General features: G+C 64.5%; 20 protein-coding genes and 1 pseudogene. 8 read left to right on the top strand and 13 right to left on the bottom strand.

The annotated features are described in order from the left end of the window. The first annotated feature begins 97 nt into the window (after positions 1–97). The 4 genes from CIT37_RS12995 to CIT37_RS12980 all read left to right on the top strand — a co-directional run bounded on the left by CIT37_RS12995 (position 98) and on the right by CIT37_RS12980 (position 3,817). On the top strand, positions 98–664 hold the full coding sequence (locus CIT37_RS12995; RefSeq protein ID WP_028142668.1) for a YciE/YciF ferroxidase family protein: 567 nt from the start codon (positions 98–100) through the stop codon (positions 662–664). A gap of 206 nt (positions 665–870) precedes the next feature. Beyond that, positions 871–1,254 (top strand): Hsp20/alpha crystallin family protein, encoded by a 384-nt coding sequence (locus CIT37_RS12990; protein ID WP_028142669.1) that lies wholly within the window; start codon positions 871–873, stop codon positions 1,252–1,254. A gap of 8 nt (positions 1,255–1,262) precedes the next feature. Next, positions 1,263–3,644, top strand: a complete 2,382-nt coding sequence (lon, locus tag CIT37_RS12985) for an endopeptidase La (protein WP_095427032.1) — start codon at positions 1,263–1,265, stop codon at positions 3,642–3,644. A gap of 5 nt (positions 3,645–3,649) precedes the next feature. Next, on the top strand, positions 3,650–3,817 hold the full coding sequence (locus tag CIT37_RS12980; protein WP_162832254.1) for a hypothetical protein: 168 nt from the start codon (positions 3,650–3,652) through the stop codon (positions 3,815–3,817). A gap of 71 nt (positions 3,818–3,888) precedes the next feature. Here CIT37_RS12980 and CIT37_RS12975 read toward each other — a convergent pair whose 3' ends face one another. From CIT37_RS12975 to CIT37_RS12955, 5 genes and pseudogenes are all read right to left on the bottom strand, one after another. Next, positions 3,889–4,191: an HU family DNA-binding protein gene (locus CIT37_RS12975; RefSeq protein ID WP_018320691.1), complete on the bottom strand. Its 303-nt coding sequence runs from the start codon at positions 4,189–4,191 to the stop codon at positions 3,889–3,891. Positions 4,192–4,547: 356 nt separating this feature from the next. After that, positions 4,548–5,780 carry an acetyl-CoA C-acetyltransferase gene (locus CIT37_RS12970; RefSeq protein ID WP_028142671.1) on the bottom strand — a complete coding sequence of 411 codons (1,233 nt, stop codon included), beginning with the start codon at positions 5,778–5,780 and terminating at the stop codon, positions 4,548–4,550. Positions 5,781–6,035: 255 nt separating this feature from the next. Continuing rightward, entirely contained in the window at positions 6,036–7,499 is a 1,464-nt protein-coding gene (locus CIT37_RS12965) for a GH1 family beta-glucosidase (RefSeq protein WP_161966388.1), read from the bottom strand. Positions 7,500–7,670: 171 nt separating this feature from the next. After that, positions 7,671–8,396 (bottom strand): LysR substrate-binding domain-containing protein, encoded by a 726-nt coding sequence (locus tag CIT37_RS12960; protein WP_312017534.1) that lies wholly within the window; start codon positions 8,394–8,396, stop codon positions 7,671–7,673. 78 nt (positions 8,397–8,474) lie between these two features. After that, a pseudogene (locus CIT37_RS12955) lies at positions 8,475–8,624 on the bottom strand (LysR family transcriptional regulator); the annotation flags it as partial. Between the two features lie 82 nt (positions 8,625–8,706). On the opposite strand from CIT37_RS12955, the gene CIT37_RS12950 reads away from it, so the two are divergent. Then, positions 8,707–9,282, top strand: coding sequence for a YybH family protein (locus tag CIT37_RS12950; RefSeq protein ID WP_028142674.1), 576 nt, complete (start codon positions 8,707–8,709; stop codon positions 9,280–9,282). A gap of 67 nt (positions 9,283–9,349) precedes the next feature. Here the strand turns inward: CIT37_RS12950 and CIT37_RS12945 are convergent, their stop codons facing one another. The 4 genes from CIT37_RS12945 to CIT37_RS12930 all read right to left on the bottom strand — a co-directional run bounded on the left by CIT37_RS12945 (position 9,350) and on the right by CIT37_RS12930 (position 12,131). Then, positions 9,350–9,754: a hypothetical protein gene (locus tag CIT37_RS12945; protein WP_028142675.1), complete on the bottom strand. Its 405-nt coding sequence runs from the start codon at positions 9,752–9,754 to the stop codon at positions 9,350–9,352. A gap of 58 nt (positions 9,755–9,812) precedes the next feature. Continuing rightward, a complete protein-coding gene (locus CIT37_RS12940; RefSeq protein WP_162832255.1) occupies positions 9,813–9,980 on the bottom strand; it encodes a hypothetical protein in 168 nt (55 codons plus the stop codon). 136 nt (positions 9,981–10,116) lie between these two features. Continuing rightward, entirely contained in the window at positions 10,117–10,995 is an 879-nt protein-coding gene (locus tag CIT37_RS12935; RefSeq protein ID WP_244611232.1) for an SDR family NAD(P)-dependent oxidoreductase, read from the bottom strand. A 122-nt stretch (positions 10,996–11,117) separates the two neighbouring features. Further along, the gene (locus CIT37_RS12930; RefSeq protein ID WP_246554291.1) at positions 11,118–12,131 is read right to left on the bottom strand and encodes an alkene reductase; all 1,014 of its coding nucleotides are present in this window, start codon (positions 12,129–12,131) and stop codon (positions 11,118–11,120) included. A gap of 163 nt (positions 12,132–12,294) precedes the next feature. Here CIT37_RS12930 and CIT37_RS12925 point away from each other — a divergent pair, with 163 nt between their 5' ends. Next, complete coding sequence (locus CIT37_RS12925; protein ID WP_038973577.1) at positions 12,295–13,170, top strand: LysR family transcriptional regulator; 876 nt, start codon at positions 12,295–12,297, stop codon at positions 13,168–13,170. 102 nt (positions 13,171–13,272) lie between these two features. On the opposite strand, the gene CIT37_RS12920 is transcribed toward CIT37_RS12925, so the two are convergent. The 3 genes from CIT37_RS12920 to CIT37_RS12910 all read right to left on the bottom strand — a co-directional run bounded on the left by CIT37_RS12920 (position 13,273) and on the right by CIT37_RS12910 (position 17,718). Continuing rightward, on the bottom strand, positions 13,273–13,632 hold the full coding sequence (locus CIT37_RS12920) for a hypothetical protein (protein WP_038949203.1): 360 nt from the start codon (positions 13,630–13,632) through the stop codon (positions 13,273–13,275). Between the two features lie 89 nt (positions 13,633–13,721). Continuing rightward, on the bottom strand, positions 13,722–16,193 hold the full coding sequence (locus CIT37_RS12915) for a TonB-dependent receptor (RefSeq protein ID WP_174719458.1): 2,472 nt from the start codon (positions 16,191–16,193) through the stop codon (positions 13,722–13,724). 166 nt (positions 16,194–16,359) lie between these two features. After that, positions 16,360–17,718 (bottom strand): histidine kinase, encoded by a 1,359-nt coding sequence (locus CIT37_RS12910; protein WP_161966387.1) that lies wholly within the window; start codon positions 17,716–17,718, stop codon positions 16,360–16,362. A gap of 142 nt (positions 17,719–17,860) precedes the next feature. Here CIT37_RS12910 and CIT37_RS12905 point away from each other — a divergent pair, with 142 nt between their 5' ends. Further along, positions 17,861–18,481, top strand: coding sequence for a response regulator (locus tag CIT37_RS12905; protein WP_095427027.1), 621 nt, complete (start codon positions 17,861–17,863; stop codon positions 18,479–18,481). Positions 18,482–18,555: 74 nt separating this feature from the next. Further along, positions 18,556–19,401 carry an S-formylglutathione hydrolase gene (fghA, locus tag CIT37_RS12900; RefSeq protein ID WP_028142683.1) on the top strand — a complete coding sequence of 282 codons (846 nt, stop codon included), beginning with the start codon at positions 18,556–18,558 and terminating at the stop codon, positions 19,399–19,401. 171 nt (positions 19,402–19,572) lie between these two features. On the opposite strand, the gene CIT37_RS12895 is transcribed toward fghA, so the two are convergent. After that, positions 19,573–20,145 carry a DUF3280 domain-containing protein gene (locus tag CIT37_RS12895; RefSeq protein WP_028142684.1) on the bottom strand — a complete coding sequence of 191 codons (573 nt, stop codon included), beginning with the start codon at positions 20,143–20,145 and terminating at the stop codon, positions 19,573–19,575. Between the last annotated feature and the right edge of the window lie 35 nt (positions 20,146–20,180).

The following is a 20,180-nucleotide window of genomic DNA, read 5'->3' as shown; positions in this document are numbered from 1 at the left end:
CCGGTTGCAGTTTGGAACTTTCGTTCTCCAAACGGCTTTGATGGGCTGAGGATTGGGGAAGGAGATGCCTTCCCGTGTCACCTCAAGAGGAGGACATATGGCTAAACGAGCGAAGAAACGCGCACCCAAGAAGACCACAGCGCGCCGACCGCGTCAGGCGCCGAAGATGCTCAGCGACCTGTTTCTGGAGACGCTGAAGGACATCTATTTCGCCGAGAACAAGATCATCAAGACCCTGCCCAAAATGGCCAAGGCTGCAAACTCGAAAGAGCTCGCGGCCGCCTTCAACAAGCACCTGCGCGAGACCCAGGGCCAGGTCAAGCGTCTGGACCAGATCTTCAAGATGCTGGGCAAGCCTGCACGCGGCAAGCCCTGCGAGGCGATCAACGGCATTACCGATGAGGGCGCCGAGATCATGAAGGAGTTCAAGGGAGCGCCGGCGCTCGATGCGGGACTGCTCGCCGCCGCGCAGGCGGTCGAGCACTACGAGATCTCCCGCTATGGCACCTTGCGCACCTGGGCCGAGGAGCTCGGCATGCAGGACGCAGCAAGGCTGCTTCAGGCGACGCTGGACGAGGAAGAGGCGACCGATCATACGCTGACCGAGCTGGCCACCTCGGTGATCAACCTCGAGGCGGAAGAAGATTACCGCGCCGCGGCCTGACCCGCGCGCCAGCCGATGACGAAACGCCGCGGCCAGAGCCGCGGCGTTTGCTTTTTGGGCCAGAGCCGCGGCGTTTGCTTTTTGGGCCGTAGCCGCGGCGCTTGCTTTTGCGATCGCACGATGGCGCATGGCACGTCAGCGCCACCGCACTGGATTTCCCGGGAACCAGCCCCATATGCAGGCTTTCCCACCCCTGAGCCCGCATCATGCAACCCAAAAATCCCCTCGACTGGATGCTGTCCGAAGCCCTGGACCAGCTGACGCGCGCCGAGCGGCTGCGCCAGCAGTTCGGCCGCCAGGAAGCCTGCTGGGAGCCGCCGATCGACGTGCTCGAAACCGAGCATGAGCTGCTGATCCTGGTCGCGCTTCCCGGCGTCAATCCGGACAATGTCGAGACGGTCATTCATGACGGCGTGCTCGTCGTCTCCGGCCAGCGCACGCTTCCGCCGGAGCTTCGCAACGCCCGTATCCACCGGCTCGAACTGCCGCAGGGGCGTTTTGAGCGCCGCATTGCATTGCCCCTCGGCCGCTACGCCATCAGCCGCTTCGTGATGGACGGCTGCGTCGCGCTGCGCCTCGCCAAATCCTGAGGTCGATCATGGCCACCGAACAGATGAACAACGAACAGACCAATAACGACGTGAAGATCCCCGAAGACGCGCTGATCATCGTCGCCGTACGCGACATGGTGCTGTTTCCCGGCGCGATCGGGCCGATCGCGATCGCGCGGCCGAAATCGATCGCGGCGGCGCAGCAGGCGCTGCGCGAGCAGCGGCCGATCGGCATCGTCCTGCAGCGCAATCCCGAAGTCGATGATCCCACGCCGGACGACCTCTACCGGGTCGCGACCATCGCCAACATCGTGCGCTACATCACCGCGCCCGACGGCACCCATCACATCGTCTGCCAGGGCGTGCAGCGCGCGCGCATCCTCGACTTCCTGCCGGGGACGCCGTTCCCGGCTGCGCGCATCCAGCAGATTCCGGAGCCCACCACGACTTCGCCGGAGATCGAGGCGCGCGCGCTGAATCTGCAGCGCCAGGCGATCGAGGCGATCGAGCTGCTGCCGCAGGCGCCGCCCGAGCTCGCCGCGATGTTCCAGGGCACCACCGCGCCCGGCGCGCTGGCGGATCTGGCGACCTCGTTCATGGACATCAAGCCGCAGGACAAGCAGGAGGTGCTGGAGACCATCGACCTCGCCTTGCGCGTCGAGAAGGTGTCCAAGCATCTGGCCGAGCGGCTGGAGGTGCTGCGCATCAGCAATGAGATCGGCCAGAAGACACGCGCCAGCTTCGACGAGCGGCAGCGCGAGGCGATCCTGCGCGAGCAGATGGCGACCATCCAGCGCCAGCTTGGCGAAGGCGACGGCAAGGCGGCCGAGGTCGCCGAGCTGACGTCTGCCATCACCAAGGCCAACATGCCGCCGGAGGCGGACGCGCACGCCAGGAAGGAGCTGCGCCGCTACGAGCGCATGCCGGAGGCCGCCGGCGAAGCCGGCATGGTCCGTACCTATCTCGACTGGCTGATCGAGCTGCCCTGGGCGCTGCCTGCGGAGAAGCCGATCGACATCAAGGAGGCGCGAGCCATCCTCGACGCCGATCATTTCGGCCTGGAGAAGATCAAGGGCCGGATCATCGAATATCTGGCGGTGCGCAAGCTCGCCCCGCAGGGCAAGGCGCCGATCCTGTGCTTCGTCGGCCCGCCCGGCGTCGGCAAGACCTCGCTCGGCCAGTCCATCGCGCGTGCGATGGATCGCCCCTTCGTGCGCGTCAGCCTTGGCGGCGTGCATGACGAAGCCGAGATCCGCGGTCACCGCCGCACCTATATCGGCGCGCTGCCCGGCAACATCATCCAGGGCATCAAGAAGGCTGGCAGCCGCAACTGCGTCATGATGCTGGACGAGATCGACAAGATGGGCCGTGGCGTGCAGGGCGATCCGTCAGCGGCCATGCTGGAGGTGCTCGACCCCGAGCAGAACGGGACGTTCCGGGACAATTACCTCGGCGTGCCCTTCGACCTGTCGCGCGTGGTGTTCATCGCGACCGCCAACATGCTGGACCAGATCCCGGGTCCGCTCCTGGACCGCATGGAGCTGATCAGCCTTGGCGGCTACACCGAAGAGGAGAAGCTGGAGATCGCGAAGCGCTATCTGGTGCGGCGGCAGCTCGAGGCCAACGGTTTGACCGCCGAGCAGGCCGAGATCGAGCCGGAGGCGCTGAAGCTGGTGGTCAAGGGCTACACCCGCGAGGCCGGCGTGCGTAACCTCGAGCGCGAGATCGGCAAGCTGTTCCGGCATGCCGCGGTGCAGGTCGCCGAAGGCACGACTGCGAAGGTGGTGGTGACGCCGAAGGACATCGCCACCGTGCTCGGCCAGCCGCGCTTCGAAGGCGAGATCGCGCAGCGCACCAGCGTTCCGGGCGTGGCAACCGGCCTTGCCTGGACGCCTGTCGGCGGCGACATCCTGTTCATCGAGGCGTCCCGTGTGCCCGGCCGCGGCGGCATGATCCTGACCGGCCAGCTCGGCGAGGTCATGCGCGAGAGCGTGCAGGCTGCGCTGACGCTGGTGAAGAGCAAGGCCACGCAGCTCGGCATCGATCAGTCGGTGTTCGAGAAGAGCGACATCCACGTTCACGTTCCGGCGGGCGCAACCCCGAAGGACGGACCGAGCGCGGGCGTTGCAATGTTCACGGCGCTGACGTCCCTGCTCACCAACCGCACGGTGCGCAGCGACACCGCGATGACCGGCGAGATCTCGCTGCGCGGCCTGGTGCTGCCGGTCGGCGGCATCAAGGAGAAGGTGGTGGCGGCCGCGGCGGCGGGCCTGAAGCGGGTGATGCTGCCGGCGCGCAACAAGCGGGACTATGACGACATCCCGAAGAGCGCGCGGGACAACCTCGACTTCATCTGGCTGGAGCGCGTCGACGAAGCCATCGCCGCGGCCCTCGAGCCGGTCGATGCGAAGGTCGAAGCGGCGGAGTGAATGCGATGAAGAAACTGCTGGAGAAAGCGAAGAGTTCGCGGACAACGCAGCGGCTGCGCCAGTTGCTCGATCGCGCGATCGACCGAGTTCGCGATGGGCTGGCGGCGCCAGGACTAGGTTCAAGACCGCGGCTTCAACCCATTCCGGTCCGGGTGAAGCGCCGCAAGGGTTGAGCCCTCCGTCTCAGGCCCTCGCGGCTGCCCCAATCAAAAGGCCCCCTCCGACCGAGGGGGCCTTTGCGTTGTTAGCCCACGGCGTCCTTGGCCGCCTTGACCGGGCGGGCGCGGACGATCTTGCGGGCCGGCTTGGCCTTGAACATCATCTCTTCACCCGTGAACGGGTTGGTGCCCTTGCGCGCCTTGGTCGCGGGCTTCTTGATGACCACGAACTTGGCGAAGCCCGGCACCAGGAACAGGCCGTTCTTCTTGAGCTCCTTGTGACCGACGTCGGTCAGCGTCTCCATGACGTTCTTGACGTCGCGCTTGGAAAGCTCGGTGGCGGTCGCAATCTTTTCGATCAACTGCGATTTGGACATTTGGGTTGGCATCGTGTCTCCTCTGATTCGTTGCCGGTTGCATATTAGACCAACCGGCGAAGGCCTATAGCCTTCTGCACAGTTTTGTCGCGGTTTTACGGGCTTTTTTGGCCCTCAGCGGCAAAAAACCCTGCTTTTTAGCGACTTCCGGAGCGGGAGAAGCCTCAGGCAGCGGATTTTACCTTGTTTCAAAGGCCCGCACGCAACCTTGCTAAAGCTGATTCGCCGCTTTCGACAAGCGACGAGGTGCCTCTTTGTGCGCGGAGGAGTGCGTTTCGCCCTGGAAAATAAGGCTGGATCGTCGCGTTGTGGCGTCTCACCTGCTCCCTCACCCTATTGCCACAGGGGCGCGGCGAGCTTCGCTCGCGCTAGATGCGCTCGATGATGATGGCCGGCGCCATCCCGCCGGCGGCGCACATGGTGACGAGACCACGCTTGAGGTCGCGCCGTTCGAGCTCGTCGAGCACGGTGCCGATCAGGATCGAGCCGGTGGCACCGATGGGATGGCCGAGCGCGATCGAGCCGCCGTTGACGTTGACCTTGGCGCGATCGAGCTTGAGGTCGCGGATGTATTTTTCCGCCACCACCGCGAACGCCTCGTTGATCTCGAACAGGTCGATGTCGTCGACGGTCAGCCCCGCCTTCGCCAGCACCTTGCGCGTCGCCGGCACCGGCGCGTTCAGCATCAGGGTCGGGGAGTCCCCCATGTTGGCCATCGCGACGACACGGGCGCGGGCTTTGAGGCCGTGCGCCCTGGCGTAGGCGGGCGAGGCCAGCAGGATCGCGGCGGCGCCGTCGACGACACCGGAGGAGTTGCCGGCGTGGTGCATGAAGTCGATTTCGAGATCAGGATATTTCTGCAGGATCAGGCCGCGATAGGTCGTGCCCTTGTCGTCGAGCGCATAGTCGGCAATCGCCGGAAAGGCCGGCTTCAGGCTGCCGAGGCCTTCCATCGTCGTCTGCGGCCGCGGATATTCCTCGTGGTCGAGCGCAAGGCTGCCGTCCTCGCGGTGAACAGGCACGAGGCTCTTCTTGAAGTGGCCGTTCGCGATTGCGTGCGCGGCGCGCTTCTGGCTCTCGAGCCCGAGCGCGTCGACGTCCCTTCGCGTGATGCCTTCGAGCGTCGCGATCGCATCCGCGCAGACGCCCTGATGCGATTGCGGATGCCGCGCGCGCAGGCGCAGATTGCCGCCGTCCATCATCATCGGGCCGCCGCCGCGGCGTCCTTCCATCGACATCATCTCGCAACCGCCGGCGATGACGAGGTCTTCCGCGCCCGCCATGATCGAGGATGCCGCCATGCTGACGCTGGTGATGCCGCTTCCGCAGAACCGGTCCAGCGTCACGGCGCTGGCGCGCACGTCATAGCCGGCATCGAGCGCCGACATCCGCCCGAGATCGCCGCTTTGGGTCGCGACCTGCGCGCTGCAGCCCCAGACGATGTCATCGACATCGGCGGTGTCGATGCCGGTGCGATCCGCAAGCGCGCGCAGCACGGTGGCACCGAGCTGCTGCGGATGAATGCCCGAAAGCGCGCCCTTGCCGGCCTTGCCGACGCCGCGCGGGGTCCGGCAGGCATCGATGATGAGTGCATCGGTCATTGGCGTTGTCCTCTTGTTGTGGGTTGTTGAGAGGCGTTTTCAATCAGGGGGAGATGGGAGTCAATGCACGGCATTCCTTCGCCCCTCCCCGCGTGCGGGGAGAGATCGGATTTTACGCGCAGCGGAAAATTCGGGTGAGGGGGAGCTTCAACAAGGACGATGGCAGATGGACTCGCGGATAGAGCCCCTCACCCCTGCCCTCTCAGCGCGAGCGAAGCTCGTCGCGCCCCGTGAGAACGGGGAGAGCAAGAAGAGCTACGCACCCGCCGCGTTCTTCGCGATCACGTTGCGATAGAAGCTGGCGCTGAGTTTCGGCGTGCGGACCTGGGTGTCGAAATTGACGTGGTACAGCCCGAAGCGCTTGTTGAGGCCGTACACCCACTCGAAATTGTCCATCAGGCTCCAGAGGAAATAGCCGCGGACCGGCACGCCCTCGGCGGTGGCGCGCTGGAGCTGGGCGAGATAGTTGCGCAGGTACATGATGCGGTCGGTGTCGTAGATCTTGCCGTCCGGCGTGACGACGTCGTCGCCGGAGGCGCCGTTCTCGCTGATGTAGATCGCATCCGTCTTCCAGATCTTTGCCGCCAGCTTCGGCACCCAATAGAGCGTCTCCGGCCCGACGCGCAGCCAGTCCGAGTTCATGCGCGGGAACGATTTCGGGATCGGCAGCGGCATGAAGCCCGCGCCCTGGTCGGAGGCCACCACATAGTTCTGCGGCGCGTAGATGTTGAGGCCGAGGAAATCGACCGGCGAGGAGATGATCTTCAGCTCCGCATCGGTGTATTTCGGCGCGTTGGGGCCGGCGGATTTCAGGAAGGCGTCGGTGTAGCGGCCCGTCATGATGACGTTGAGATAGCCGGCATTCATCTCGCGCAGTGCGATCTCCGCGGCACGGACGTTCTCCGGCGTGTCGATCGCGGGCGCGCAGGCATCGATGTTCTCGGCCGGCCCCACTCGGGTGCCGCGGCGGCCATGGGCGCGCACCGCCTGCACCGCGAGCCCGTGCGCTAGCGCGCTGTTGTGCCTGATCTGGTTGACCTCGGCCTGCGGCAGCGTCACGCCCGGCGCGTCGATGCCGATGCCGTAGCCGAAATACACGAAGCGGCCGCTCTCGTTCAGCGTGAACACGTTTTTGACACGGTCAGTCAGATGCTCGGCGACATAGGCGGCGTAGTCGCCGAAGATCTTGCAGGTTTCCGTCGAACGCCAGCCGCCGAAGCGATCCTGCAGCGATTGCGGCAGATCCCAGTGATACAGCGTCAGCCACGGCTCGATGCCGTTCTTCAGGAGCTCGTCGACGAGACGATTGTAGAAGTCGAGCCCCTTCGGGTTGGGCTTGCCGTCGCCGTCCGGAAACAGCCGCGGCCAGGCCACCGAGAAGCGATAGGCCTTGCAGCCGAGCGCCTTGATGAGCGCGATATCCTCCTTGTAGCGGTGATAATGCTCATTGGCGCGGTCACCATTGGTGCCGTCCTCGATCTTGCCGGGGATGCGCACGAACTTGTCCCAGATCGAGGCCCCTCGCCCGTCCTCGTTGACCGCACCCTCGACCTGATAGGACGAGGTCGCCGTGCCCCAGACGAAGCCCGCCGGAAAACCGCTGCCGCCGCGCGGCGGCGATGCCGGCCTGGCCTCGGCGAGATCAAGCGGATTTGTCACCCCGGCTGCGGACAACCCCGCGAGCTTCGCAAACCGGCGACGCGAGACCTTGTCCGACATTGATGCTGCTCCGCTTCTCTTGGTTTTCGGCCCGGCACAATGAACAGTTCGAGGCCATTTGAGAAGCGCGTCCGGGAGGACCCAGATCCAGCAAACGTAGACGGTGCGGCAGGCACAATGCCGTCACTTTTCGGCGTCGGATGAATATTTTTCGGCTTCAGAGGGGCGGCTTTAGGGCCGACCTGCTCCGATTGCGCTGACCACGACCTGCATGAGCCACGCGATGCCGGCGTCTCTCATCGCCGCCTTGGTTGCGATCGCCCGGATCGCATCCGGTTTACGCGCAAAAGGCAGCTCGACGAACACCAAGCCGAAACGGCCGGCGTGGTGCTCCACCAATCGGCGCGGCAATGCTGCGATCAGATCAGATCCTGAAAGCTGGACGAGCGCCATCATGAAATTCGGGACGGTCAAGGCGATGCGGCGCTCGAGGCCGCGCTTTGCCAACATCTGATCGACGAAACCGCGCGCTTCACCACTGAGAGACACCAGCAGATGCTGTGACTGCGAGAATGCAGCACGGGTGGGCGCTTTCGCGAGGGGATGTCCCTTGCGCATGGCCAGCACGAAATCCTCGTCGTAGAGCCTGCGCGCCTCGAATCGCGGCGATACCGTCGGCAGCGGCAGCATTGCGACGTCGAGCTCGCGTCTTTCGAGCATATCGAGGCTTTGGTGCCAGGGCTCCCCGATCGCGCCGCCGCGCGGCGCAGGCATCAGGTGGATCAGGGCGAGGTCGATATGGGGGGCCGCAGTCGCGATCGATCGCAGGAGCTGAACGGATGTCGAGACCAGGACGGCATCGGGGGCGCCAATCGTGAACCGGCGGCGGCTCTTCGCGGGGTCGAACGGTGCAGCCGAGCCGATCAGCTGTTCGATGCGCGCGATGATCTCGGTCACGGGCTCCTCGAGCTCCAAGGCCCGCGCCGTTGGAACGACGCCCTTCGGCGTCCGCAGAAACAGCGGATCGTTCAGCAAGAGGCGGAGCCGGCCAAGCGCATGGCTGACAGCCGACGGCGTCAGGCTCAGCCGGCCTGCAGCACGCGCGACATGATGTTCTTCCAGAACCACACGGAAGAGCACGAGGAGATTCAGGTCGATCCTGGATAGATCAATTTGGTTCAGCATGATGCTGAAATCATATCGCTGGATTCATCAAGATCAAGGTCTCATGGATGGGGTCATTCGTCGTTCGATCAGGAGACGTGAAATGACCAAGAGAGCGCCCGGTGTGAACAATTGGCCAGACCGGCAGGAGAAAATGTCGCGGCGCTCGATGATGGCCGCCACGGCTGCAATTCCGCTGTCCGTTCAGCTTTCAGCTGATGAGGCCGTCGCAAACGACGCGATCGCCAACCTCGTCGAACGCGCTCGCGCGAAAAATGCCGCGTTCATGCGTGGCGACATGGATCGCTGGCTCCAGCTCGTCCGCATCGCGCCGGATTTCACGTTGATGCAGCCGTTCGGCGGGCCTGCCAGTCGCGGATTCGACGCCAGCCCCAAGCGCCTGGCCGACCTATCGCGATACTTCAGGGAAGGCGAAACCGAGCTCGAGGTCTTGCAAACCCATGCATCGGACGCGCTCGTCGTTCTCGCAATGATCGAACACCAGCGGGCCGAAGTGGGCGGATTGCCGGCCCAAGACTGGTCGTTGCGCGTAACCGAGGTCTACCGCAAGGATGGCACGGATTGGCAACTCGTGCACCGTCATGCGGATCCCCTGGTCCGAAGCATCACCCTGCAACAAGCCGCGATACTCGCCCGGGGCTGGCCGGAGGACAAATGATGTCCCTCGCCTCGCTGGAGCAGCCGGTCAGCTGGCCCCTGACGTCACGCATCGCGATACAAAATTTTCAGCGGCGCTTCGGCAGCTTTGGCAGCTTGTCGGGATTGAATGCCGGGAACTGCTCGGTTCGCTCACTTGCCTGCGGCTGCTGTTCGGTCAGAATGAGCGTGCCCTTGAGGATCATTCCCGGCACTTGTTGTGCCGTCGCGGTGTAAGTCGCGATCTTGCCGGGACAGTTTCCCTCGATATCCAGGGTGAGCTCGTCTTCCACGCCGAAGACCGTTGCACGTCCGTCGGTATGACGCTTCGTTGATACGGTGGCGGTGAAGCGATCTCCATCGACCTGGCACGAGCCATGATACGTCATCAGGCTGTCGCGGCCCCAGATCTGTCCGTCTGCGACATGGACGATCCCGGTCCCCTGGTCGAGCGGCGTCTTGTACCACGCCGCATATGTCCCGTCCTTCAACATGGGAGCAGTCTCCCTGGCATTCCCGCACAACAATCCGCATGATAGCGCTAAGAAACCGTTAATCACGCGGCCCGTGCCAATCCGGCCTTTCCTTGCGCAGCTCGGCTTCAAGCTCCTCGACGATGCCGTGAAGCAGGCACGCGGCAAGTGGATCCGTCACCTCCCGTTCCAAGCGCCGATAACGCGCGATCTGGCATTCCTGCTCTCTCAACTGGTGCTCTGTCATCAGACGGGCCCTCCAGTGAATCGACGCGCAGACAGCCGAGCAGTTTCGTTAAAATTTTCGGATCATTTGCCATGGTTTCTAAACGGTAAAGGACAATCGGGCGGTCTGTCCGCGCAGGCCTCGAGAGAAAGCCCGGTCATGCACCCTTCCCCGCTCGACCTTCCATCGCGCGACTGACGAGTCTGTCGGAGGCCCCCATCAGCGCGGCCGCATAGGACGGCTCCGTGGACGACGGGCTCGCCAGGATCGCCTCCGCCTTGTTATTGAACATCGCACCGCTGCGGCCGTTGAGATCGCGCGACACCAGGAGCGGAACCAACCGCTCGGCATAAGCATCCGGCTCGACCATCATGAAGCTGGTCAGCCATTCCACGACGGCGAACAGCGCGCGCGACCCGAGCAGATTGGCGCGGATGTTGGTCTTGACGAAACCGGGGTTGAGGCCGAACACGTCGACGTCGGGAAAGCGGCTGGCCGCCTCGATGACGAGCACTTCGTTTCCGGCCACGGTGTTCGAATGTGCGGCGAACCGCTTGTAGCTTCGTTCCGAGTTCAGGTCGTCGACATTCGCCCTCTGCTCCGTCCCCGGAAATCCCATGACGAACATGCGGGGCCTCAGGTCGGCCCGGGCGCGGTCCTTGCCAAGTCGCGGAGCAATCTCGTTGAGGATGACGCGGCGGCTCAGATAGCTGACGGCAAGGTCGCGCTCGATGCCTTCGCCCGTCACCTCGCGTTTGGGGCCTGCCATGATGCCGGTCGTGAAGACAACGATGTCCATCTTGCCGGCGGGCAGCGCGCTGCCGATGCGGCGCGCATCCCGCATCGAGCTCAGATCTGCCTTCATGAACGTGATGCGCGGCATGTCCTGGTCGCGGAAGGTCTGACCGACGACCAGGACATTCGCGCCCCTGGCTGCGAGTTGATGGCTGAATGCCCGACCGATCCCGCCGGTGCCGCCGATCACGGCGACATTCAGTCCATCGAGCCGGAGGCTTTCGAGCGACGGTAGAGTCACGTTCAGGCTCTTGTCCAGTTCCACGCGTTTCACTTCAGGTGCCTTCCGCAAGCATTGATGAAAATGAGCGCTCTGCGCCGCGGTCGCGGTGCAGAGCCGATGAATGTGATGACCGCCCGTCCTCAGACGGCGGCAGCCGCGTCCCATGCGGGATAGTCGGTGTACCCGCTTGCATCACCGCCGAAGAACGTCCTGCGGTCGGCCTCGTTCAGCGGCGCACCGGATTTCAGGCGGGTCGGAAAATCGGGATTCGCCAGGATCATCTGGCCGTATGCTTCCAGATCGGCCAGCCCCGCGGCGACGTCGGAACCGATACGATCGCGCGGACGGCCCGGCCTGTTCACGATCAGCTTGCCGCGCCACAGTCTGCGGAGGTCGGCGAGCAGGTGATCGTCGCCCTGATGCATGATGTGAAGGTAGGCGAGCGAAAGCTTGTCGAGCTCAGCGACCAGATGGCGATAGAGGTCCGGTCCTTCGGCGCCTTCGTCGATGCCCCACATCGTGATGCCTGGAGACAGGCGGATCGCCGTCTTGTCCGCGCCGATCTCCGCGGCGATGGCCGCCGCAACCTCGACGGCGAAACGCGCGCGATTTTCGATCGAGCCGCCATAGGCGTCGGTCCGGGTGTTCGCGCTCGGCGCAATGAACTGCTGGACCAGATAGCCGTTCGCGCCATGGATCTCGACGCCGTCCGCGCCCGCCGCGATGGCGTGACGCGCGGCATCGCGGAAGTCGCCGACGGTCCGGCGCACTTCATCGATCGCGAGCGACCGGGGCTGCGGGATATCCTGCATGCCCTTCGGCGTGAACATCGGCGTATCGGGCGCGATCGCGGACGGGGCCACGCCCGACCGGTGATGCGGCGTGTTGTCGGGATGCGACATGCGTCCGGCATGCATGAGTTGGATGAAGATATGGCCCCCCTTGGCGTGCACGGCGTCGGTGACCTTGCGCCAACCGGCGACATGCGCGGGCGTGTAGATGCCCGGCGTGGTCATGTAGCCCTGCCCGTCATCGGACGGCTGGGTGCCCTCGGTGACGATCAGGCCGACGCCGGCGCGCTGCGCGTAATATTCGGCGGCGAGGCCGCCGGGAACGCCGTTGGCATCGGCGCGCGAGCGCGTCATGGGCGCCATGACCAGGCGGTTCGGAAGTTCAAGTCCGCCGACGCGGACGGGACTGAAGAGTGAATTCACGGCGAGTTCCTTCTCGGTGATGCAGAGAAGGGAGATGGAGCTTCCAGCCAATGGAATAAATGCCATATAATGGAACAGATTGATCCACATATGGGATAATTCGATGGAGCTGTTGAACGACATGGCGCTCTTCGTCGAGGTCGTGAAGGCCAGGAGCTTCCGGGGCGCCGCGGCGATCCTCGACATGCCCAACTCCACCCTGTCGCGACGGATCGGCCTCCTGGAGAAGGAAATCGGGCTTCGCCTGCTGAACCGGACGACGCGCAGGATCGAATTGACCGAAGCCGGCCAGCTTTATTTCGAGCGCTGCAAGCGCATCGTCGACGAAGCGCGCCTGGCGCACGAGCAACTCGGCGAGATGCTGGCGCGGCCGAGCGGACTGCTGCGCGTCTCACTGCCGGTGGATTTCGCCAACACCTATCTGGCGCCGTTGATCACCGAATTCGCACGGCAATATCCCGGCATCGATTTCGAGTTCGACCTGACGCCGCGGCGCGTCGATCTGGTCTCCGAGCCCTACGACCTGGCGATCCGCGTCGGAGAATCCGAGGCCTCCCATATGATCGCGCGGCCGCTCGCTCGCCTGCACGGCCATCTCTACGCCTCGCCGCGCTATCTCGAAGAGAACGGCGAGCCGAACGAACCGGCGGACCTCGCGCACCATCAATGTCTCTGCCAGACCAGGGTGGGCAGCTGGACGCTGCAAAACGGAACGCAAACGGTCGAAGCCGGCGTCAGCGGCCGTTTCCACCTCAACAGCATCGGCATGCTCCGCCGCCTGGCGACGCTCGACATGGGCATCACGTTCATGCCGCAAGAGATCGTCGCCGATGAAGTCGCAGCCGGCCGACTACGCCGTATCATGCCGCAATGGCAGGGCTTGCCGATGACCATCTACGCGGTCACCGAAACCCGGCTGCTCCCCGCCAAGACGCAACGCTTCATCGAATTCCTGAGAGAACGGCTGAGCCGGGACTAAGATCCGGTTCGCGCCAACTCCCGGTTTGTCAGTCGCAGAGCGCGGCCTGCAAGCTGTCGGCGCTTCCCAAGCCGAAGGATTGGCAGCGAAAACGGCTTGCCTTTAGGAGACCAGACGAAGCCAGACGTCTCTGCTTGCCAGCGTGCCATTCGGCGTGGCGATTTCCATGTCCACGACGTGCAGGGAGCCGGGCTCGTCTGCGTAGATGTACCTGAGGTGCCACATGAGACCGAGGTCTGGTGAAATGACAAAATCGTCCAATCCGTCGGTGATATCTCGAACGGCCTCGCGATGCGTCAATGGCGCAGAAAACATCGCATCGATCAGGTCGGCCAGGCTCATGCCCTCGACGAGCATGAGGCGGGCGACCTCATCGCCGTAAACATGTCGGAGCGCTGAAACGATAGCAGCGACGGCACCCGGATTTTTCAACGACACGGCAAAGCGAGCCTCCGGGCGCATGATGCCGGAGGCAGGACATTCTACGCAAGCCGTCCGCCCGAGGCGGCGGGGAACTCTCTGCCCCGGCGCGGCCGGCTGCGCCTTCGCGCCTAGAACGTCACCCGCATGCCCGCGTAGAACGCGCGTGGCCTCGCCGGGCTCAGCGAGTGCGGATCGGTGAAGTCGTTGCCGCCGTTGGTGAAGTTGGGCAAGGCTCCCGTGTCGAAGAACTGGCCGTAGGTCGCGTAGCGCTTGTCGAAGATGTTGTCGACCTTGCCATAGAGCTGGATGTTCTTCGCCACCTGGTAGGAGGTGTGGAGATTGAACACGGTATAGGACGGCAGTTTCGCGAACTGGTTCGACTCGTCGCCGACCAGGTACTGGCTGGAGACGAACAGCGCGTTGCCGCCGACCTTCCAGACGTCGGTCACGGCATAGTCGATGCCGACCTTGATGCGGTGGCGCGGGATCGCGGGGAGCTGGTTGCCGGGCCTGACCTGGATGGTCTCGCTGGCCGGGTCGGCCAACGGGCTTTCGGAGCCGAGTTCCAGCGGATCGAGGAAGCGCGCGTCGACGAAGGCGTAGCTTGCCTGGAACTGGAGCGTCGGCGACTTGATGTTGACCTCGGCCTCGAGGCCCTGCCGGCGGGTCCGGCCGACATTGGAGAAATAGCCGAAGCCGGTCCGTCCGACCACGGGCACCGCGACGATGTCGTCATAATTGGTGGCGCGGAAGCCGCCGATCTTCCAGCCGAGGGTGCCGATGTTCAGCTCCTTGGTGCCGCGCAGGCCTGCCTCCACGGTCTTGGACACGACCTGCTTGAGCGGCGGATCGGAAACCAGAAACGCCGCGATCAAACAGGGACGGGCCGGATCGGAACAGCCGAGCTCGAGCGGCGTCGGCACGCGGTTGGCCTCGGAATAGCCGGCATAGGCAGTCAGCCCCGGCGTGATCTTGTAGGTGCCGCCGATCACTGGGTTGAAGCGGGTGAAGGTATGATCGCCGTTGAGATCAGTCCCGAGCTGATCCTCCAGGCTGATGCGCGCCACGTTGAAGCGGCCGCCGCCGGTGACGGCGAAGGCATCCGTGACGTTGAACGTGTCCATCGCATACAGGCCGTTATATTGGTTGACGGTCCGCAGCGAGACGGGACCGGCAATTGTTTCCGGCTGACCGGTCGGCCCCAGGAATAGGCCGCTACCGCTGACGACGTAATTTTCTCCGATCGAGCCGATCTCGGCGGTGGCGTTGTAGCGTGTGACGCTGGCGTCATAGGTCGTGCCCATCACGAAGCGGTTGTCGTGCCCGAACAGTTGATCGGTGTTGGTGGCCTGCCCTGATACGCCGAAGGTGGTCGAACGGATCGTGCTCCGGTCGATCTCGCCGAGGATGGTTCCGAGCGGATAGGGATTTACGAGCTGCGCGCCATTGGTGCCGTTGGCCGGCGTCGCATCGTCACCGAAGCACAACAGGCCCAGAACGGCGCATTCCTGCACATCGGTCGGATTGCCGTCGACGAGCTTCTGCTCGTACCTGCGCACATGCGCGGTGCCTTCGAGCGTCCAGGTCGGCGTCGGATCGGCCTTTCCGGTCAGGTTGAGATAGCCGACGCGGTTGGACGTGGTCTGCGGCGTGGTGTAGGTCGCGCCCCAATATTTGTCGAGCAGTTCGGCCGGAACGGTGGCGCTGGCGCCGAAATCGTTCTTGGCGACGCCCATATTGGCGTGGAATTCGCTGTCGCCGGCCTTGTAGCCGACATCGCCGTAGAAACGCCGCACCGTTGATTGCGAGAAGTTGCGGAAGCCATTGTCGCGCAGGCCTTCGAGCGCGGCATAGACGCCGTAGTTCTTGTCGACCTGCTTGCCCCATTGCGCCGAGCCCTGGACGCGGCCGAACGAGCCGCCCATGACGTCGATCTCGGCGCCCTGATAGGTGAAGCCGTCCTTCATTTGCAGGTTGATGGCGCCGCCGAGCGCGTTGAGGCCGAAGGCGGGATTGTTGGTCACCAGCGTCACCGACCTGATCGCGGCGGTGGGGATCAGGTCCCAATTGACCGCGTCCGAGAAGGCCTCGTTGATGCGGACGCCGTTCTGATACACCGCAAGGCCTTGCGGCGTGCCGGTCACGGGCGAAGCGACAAAGCCACGGAATTCGACATCCGGCTGGAACGGATTGCCGGTGACCTCGGTGATGTTGACGCCGGCGATGTTGTCGCGCAGCGCGTCGGTGACGTTCAGCGAACCGGTGCGCTTGATCTGGCTGGCATCGACGGCGTTGATCGCCGACGGGACCTTGTCGACATCGAGGCCTCTGCCGATGCCCGGCGAGGTCGGGTAGACATAAAGCCGTGTCTTCGGCGCGGCGGACGACGCTGCCCCGATGCGCGCGACGGGTCGCGTCGGCGCGGTACGCCTCGCCACCGACGGCGGCGGTGCCGCCACTTCGACCGGCGGCAGATTCTGGACGTTGGTCTCCTCGTCTTGCGCGGCCCCGGCGGGGCCCGCCAAAACCACCCCGGACACCAGACCGGTCGACACCGAGGCCATCAACAAACGACGCTTGAACGAAAGAACCTTGCCCATCCCCGCCTTCCCATCCGTGACCACCGGCTGTTTTGATTTTCGCCGATTGGTTGAGACGAAGTGTAATCGGCAGCCGGTCGCGCGCCAGCCACAAAAGATCGGGCGCTATCCGCTCCCGTTTTCCCGACTAAATCGGGAATTTTTCCCGATCACCTCGGGAGAGCGATCAGGCGGCCGCGGTCGGAACCAGCGCTTCCACGGTCAAACCGCCATCGCCGGAGACGACGTTGAGCGTGCCGCCCAGCGCCAGAATCCGCTCACGCATGCCGACGAGGCCGAAGCCGAGCTTCTGGCCCGGCTCCATGCCGCGGCCATTGTCGCTGACCCGCACCCGCGCGCAGCAGCGGCCGTCCTGCGCCATCTGCTGCGCCGGCTCGATGACGACATTGACCGAGGTCGCGCCGGCGTGGCGGAACACGTTGGTGAGCGCCTCCTGCACGATGCGATAGATGGTGAGATCGGCGGTCTCGCCGGTGACCCCGAGCGACGGCGAGATCACGGTCTCGATCGCGACATCCGGATGCGACTCCCGCCACAGCCGCGACAGCGACTCGAGCGCCTGGCGCAGCCCGAGCTCGGCAAGGCCGACGGGGCGGAGGCGCTCCAGCACGCGGCGGTTGAACTGCTGCAGCGCGTTGATCTGCTCCAGCATGGCGCTGCCATGTTTTCGCACCGCCTCCGCATTCGGGACGCGTCCATCCGCCTGCTTCGCCAGGGCGCCGGCATGCGCCCGCAGCGAGAACAGATACGGCCCGAACTCGTCGTGGAGCTCGCGCGCGATCTCCTTGCGCTCGATGTCCTGGAGCGACACCGCCCGCTCGGCGAGGCGCCGCTTGTCCTCGACCGCCTCACCGAGGGTTGCGGCAAGGTGGTTGAGCTTGGTGCAGATTGCGGCGAGCTCCGGCGCGCCGCCCGGCGCGACGCGGGCCTCGTAATGTCCGCCTTCGAGCTTCCCCATTGCCTCCGCCAGAGACTGGAGCGGGGCCAGCGCCCGGCCGACCACTTTCATCATCAGGAAAAACAGCGCCAGCGCGATCGCCGTGCCGACCTCGAGCTGGGTCACGATGCCGTCCCAGATCTCCGCGATCTCGTCATCGGGATGCGAGGTGATCAGGAGCGATCCGGGCTTGCCATGGATCGAGACCGGCACGCTCACCGCGGTCTGCTCGGGATGGACCAGGCTGACGAACCAGGCCGGCGGCCCGCGCATGTCGGCGTCAGTGTCAAGCCGGGGCGGCGTCTGCGGATTGCCGCCGGTGTCCCGAAGCGTGATGCTGACATGGCGCAGGCGGCTGAGATCGCGCGCGATCTGGTTCAGCCTGGCATCCGGATCGGGCGCCTCGTTGAGATCGGCCACGATCATCTCGATGAATTCGCGCGCGAGCCGGATCACGCTCTGGTCCTCGGCCTGCACGCGGGGACCTGCCTCGGCGACCTGGCGGCCGATATTCACGGCGAGCCCCAGCGCCAGCAGCAGCGCCAGCAAGAGGTTGATGCGCCCGCGCAAGGATAGATTTTGCCACATTGGTGTCGCCCGTGCCTCGCGAAGCCTCGCCCGCCGCTGTCCGATGACGTTGACAGCGGCGAAGCGGCGGATATCTAATCGGAAGCGTACAGCAATCCCGGCCGGGCGCGAAACAGGCCGACGCTGTCACAAGGAAACGCCTATGCGCATTCTGATCGTCGACGATCATCCCATTGTCGCCTCCGGCTGCCGTGCCGTGCTGGCCGACGAGGGCGAGATCGAGATTTTGGAGGCCGCCGACGCCGAGGACGGCGAGTGCGTCTTCATCGTCGAACGCCCCGACCTCTGCATCATCGACATCAATCTGCCGACCGTCTCCGGCTTCGAGCTCGCGCGCCGCATCCTCGAGCGCGCGCCCGAGGCCCGCATCATCATGTTCAGCATGAACGACGACCCGGCCTTTGCCGCGCGCGCGATCGAATGCGGCGCCAAGGGCTACGTCTCCAAGACCGGCGATCCTGATGACCTCGTCGAGGCGATTCGCGCCGTCGGCGGCGGCGCCACGTACCTGCCGAGCGCGATCGCGCGCAGCATCGCCTTTGCGGGGCCGACGCTGGCGCAAAGCCCGCTGTCCAAGCTGAATGCGCGCGAGATGGAGATCCTGCGGCTGCTCAGCGCCGGCAAGAGCCTGTCCGAGATCGCCTGGCTGGTGCAATCGTCCTACAAGACGGTCGCCAACACCTCGTCGATCATGCGCCAGAAGCTCGGGGTGAAGACCTCGGTCGAGCTGGTGCGGCTGGCGATCGACAGCGGTGTTGCCTGACGCGGGCAGCTGCCACAAATTCGGTCACACAAGCGTTGCAATATTGATGTGGTGAGATGCCACGGAGTGAAGGCATGACGATTCAGACTGTCTCGACCAACAAATCCTACGGCGGCGTGCAGGGCGTGTATCGCCATGCCAGCCAGGCGACCGGAACCGACATGGTGTTCTCGGTCTATGTTCCCCCGCATGCCGACGGCGCCAAGCTGCCCGTGGTCTGGTATCTGTCCGGGCTCACCTGCACCCATGCCAACGTCACCGAGAAGGGCGAATTCCGCAAAGCCTGCGCCGAGCTCGGCCTGATCTTCGTCGCGCCCGACACCTCACCGCGCGGCGCCGACGTGCCGGGCGACGCCAACAATGCCTATGATTTCGGCTTAGGGGCCGGCTTCTATGTCGACGCCACGCAGGAGCCGTTCGCGCGCAATTATCGGATGTGGAGCTATGTCACGGACGAATTGCCCAAGCTCATCGCGGGAAATTTTCCCGTCGACGCCAAACGGCAATCGATCATGGGCCATTCGATGGGCGGCCACGGCGCGCTGACGGTGGCGCTGCGCAACCCGCACCGCTATCGCGCCGCGAGCGCCTTCGCGCCGATCGTGGCGCCCTCGCTCGTGCCCTGGGGCACCAAGGCGCTGACCGGCTATCTCGGGCCGAACAAGGACGCCTGGCGCGGCCACGACACGGTGGCGCTGATCGAGGATGGCGCGAAGTTTTCGGGCTTCCTGGTCGACGTCGGCGAGGCCGACAATTTCCTCAAAGAACAGCTGAAGCCCGAGCTGCTCGAAGCCGCCTGCAGCAAGGCGGGCATCCCGCTGACGCTGCGGCGTCAGGCGGGCTACGACCACAGCTATTATTTCATCTCGACCTTCATGGGCGATCATCTGCACTGGCATGCGGAGAAGCTGAAGGGGTGATGTCTTTCTTCCTTCTCCCCTTGCGATGAGGGGTATCTCTCCGCGAGCGCAGTATCGTAGGGTGGGCAAAGCGAAGCGTGCCCACGATTTCTCTCGAATCATTGATTGATCGTGGGCACGGCGCAAGTGCGCCTTTGCCCACCCTACGATTCTGGAGGGTAAAGAGCGCCCCTACTCCCGCTTGCCGTAATTCGGCGCCAATAGCCGGTTGCGGATCAGGTAGCTCATCGTGCGGGTCCAGGCTTCATCCGTGTTGCCGCGCATGTCGGCGCTCGCGGCGGCGATCATGTTGCCGGTCTTCACGTCGCGCAAATAGATGTTGAGATTGATGATCAGGTTCGAGACCTTCTGCACCATGCCGGTGATCTCGAGGTCAGCGCCCAATTCGCCCGCGAGCTTGAGATCGCAGCCGCCGCAGGCCTGTAAGTTGGCGTGACGGGCGGCATCCCTGACCGGCGCGATGTCGAGCACCTGGAACCTGCCGGACTCCGTCAATTCCTTGCGCAGCTGCTCGCTGATGAGCACGAGCCGCGCCTCTTCGGGCCTGGAGCCGTAGAACTCCCCGGGCAGGCTGGTGTCGATCAGCTCGAAATCGAACACGGCAAGCTTCGGTGGATCGGCGCGCGCGAGCGAAGGCGTCAACAGCAAAGCGGCGATCATCATCAATGCTCGCATGATCGTGATTCCAGGCCTCGCACGCGCGGGGACGAAATGCGGGGTTGCATGCCCTGACAAATTGGTCATGCTTGAAGCAGAGACAATTCTCTACCGGCGGTCAA

It is taken from the genome of Bradyrhizobium ottawaense, assembly GCF_002278135.3.
Lineage (GTDB): Bacteria > Pseudomonadota > Alphaproteobacteria > Rhizobiales > Xanthobacteraceae > Bradyrhizobium > Bradyrhizobium ottawaense.
Note: the sequence above shows the minus strand (reverse complement) of the source record. Positions and strands in the feature narration are given on the sequence as shown.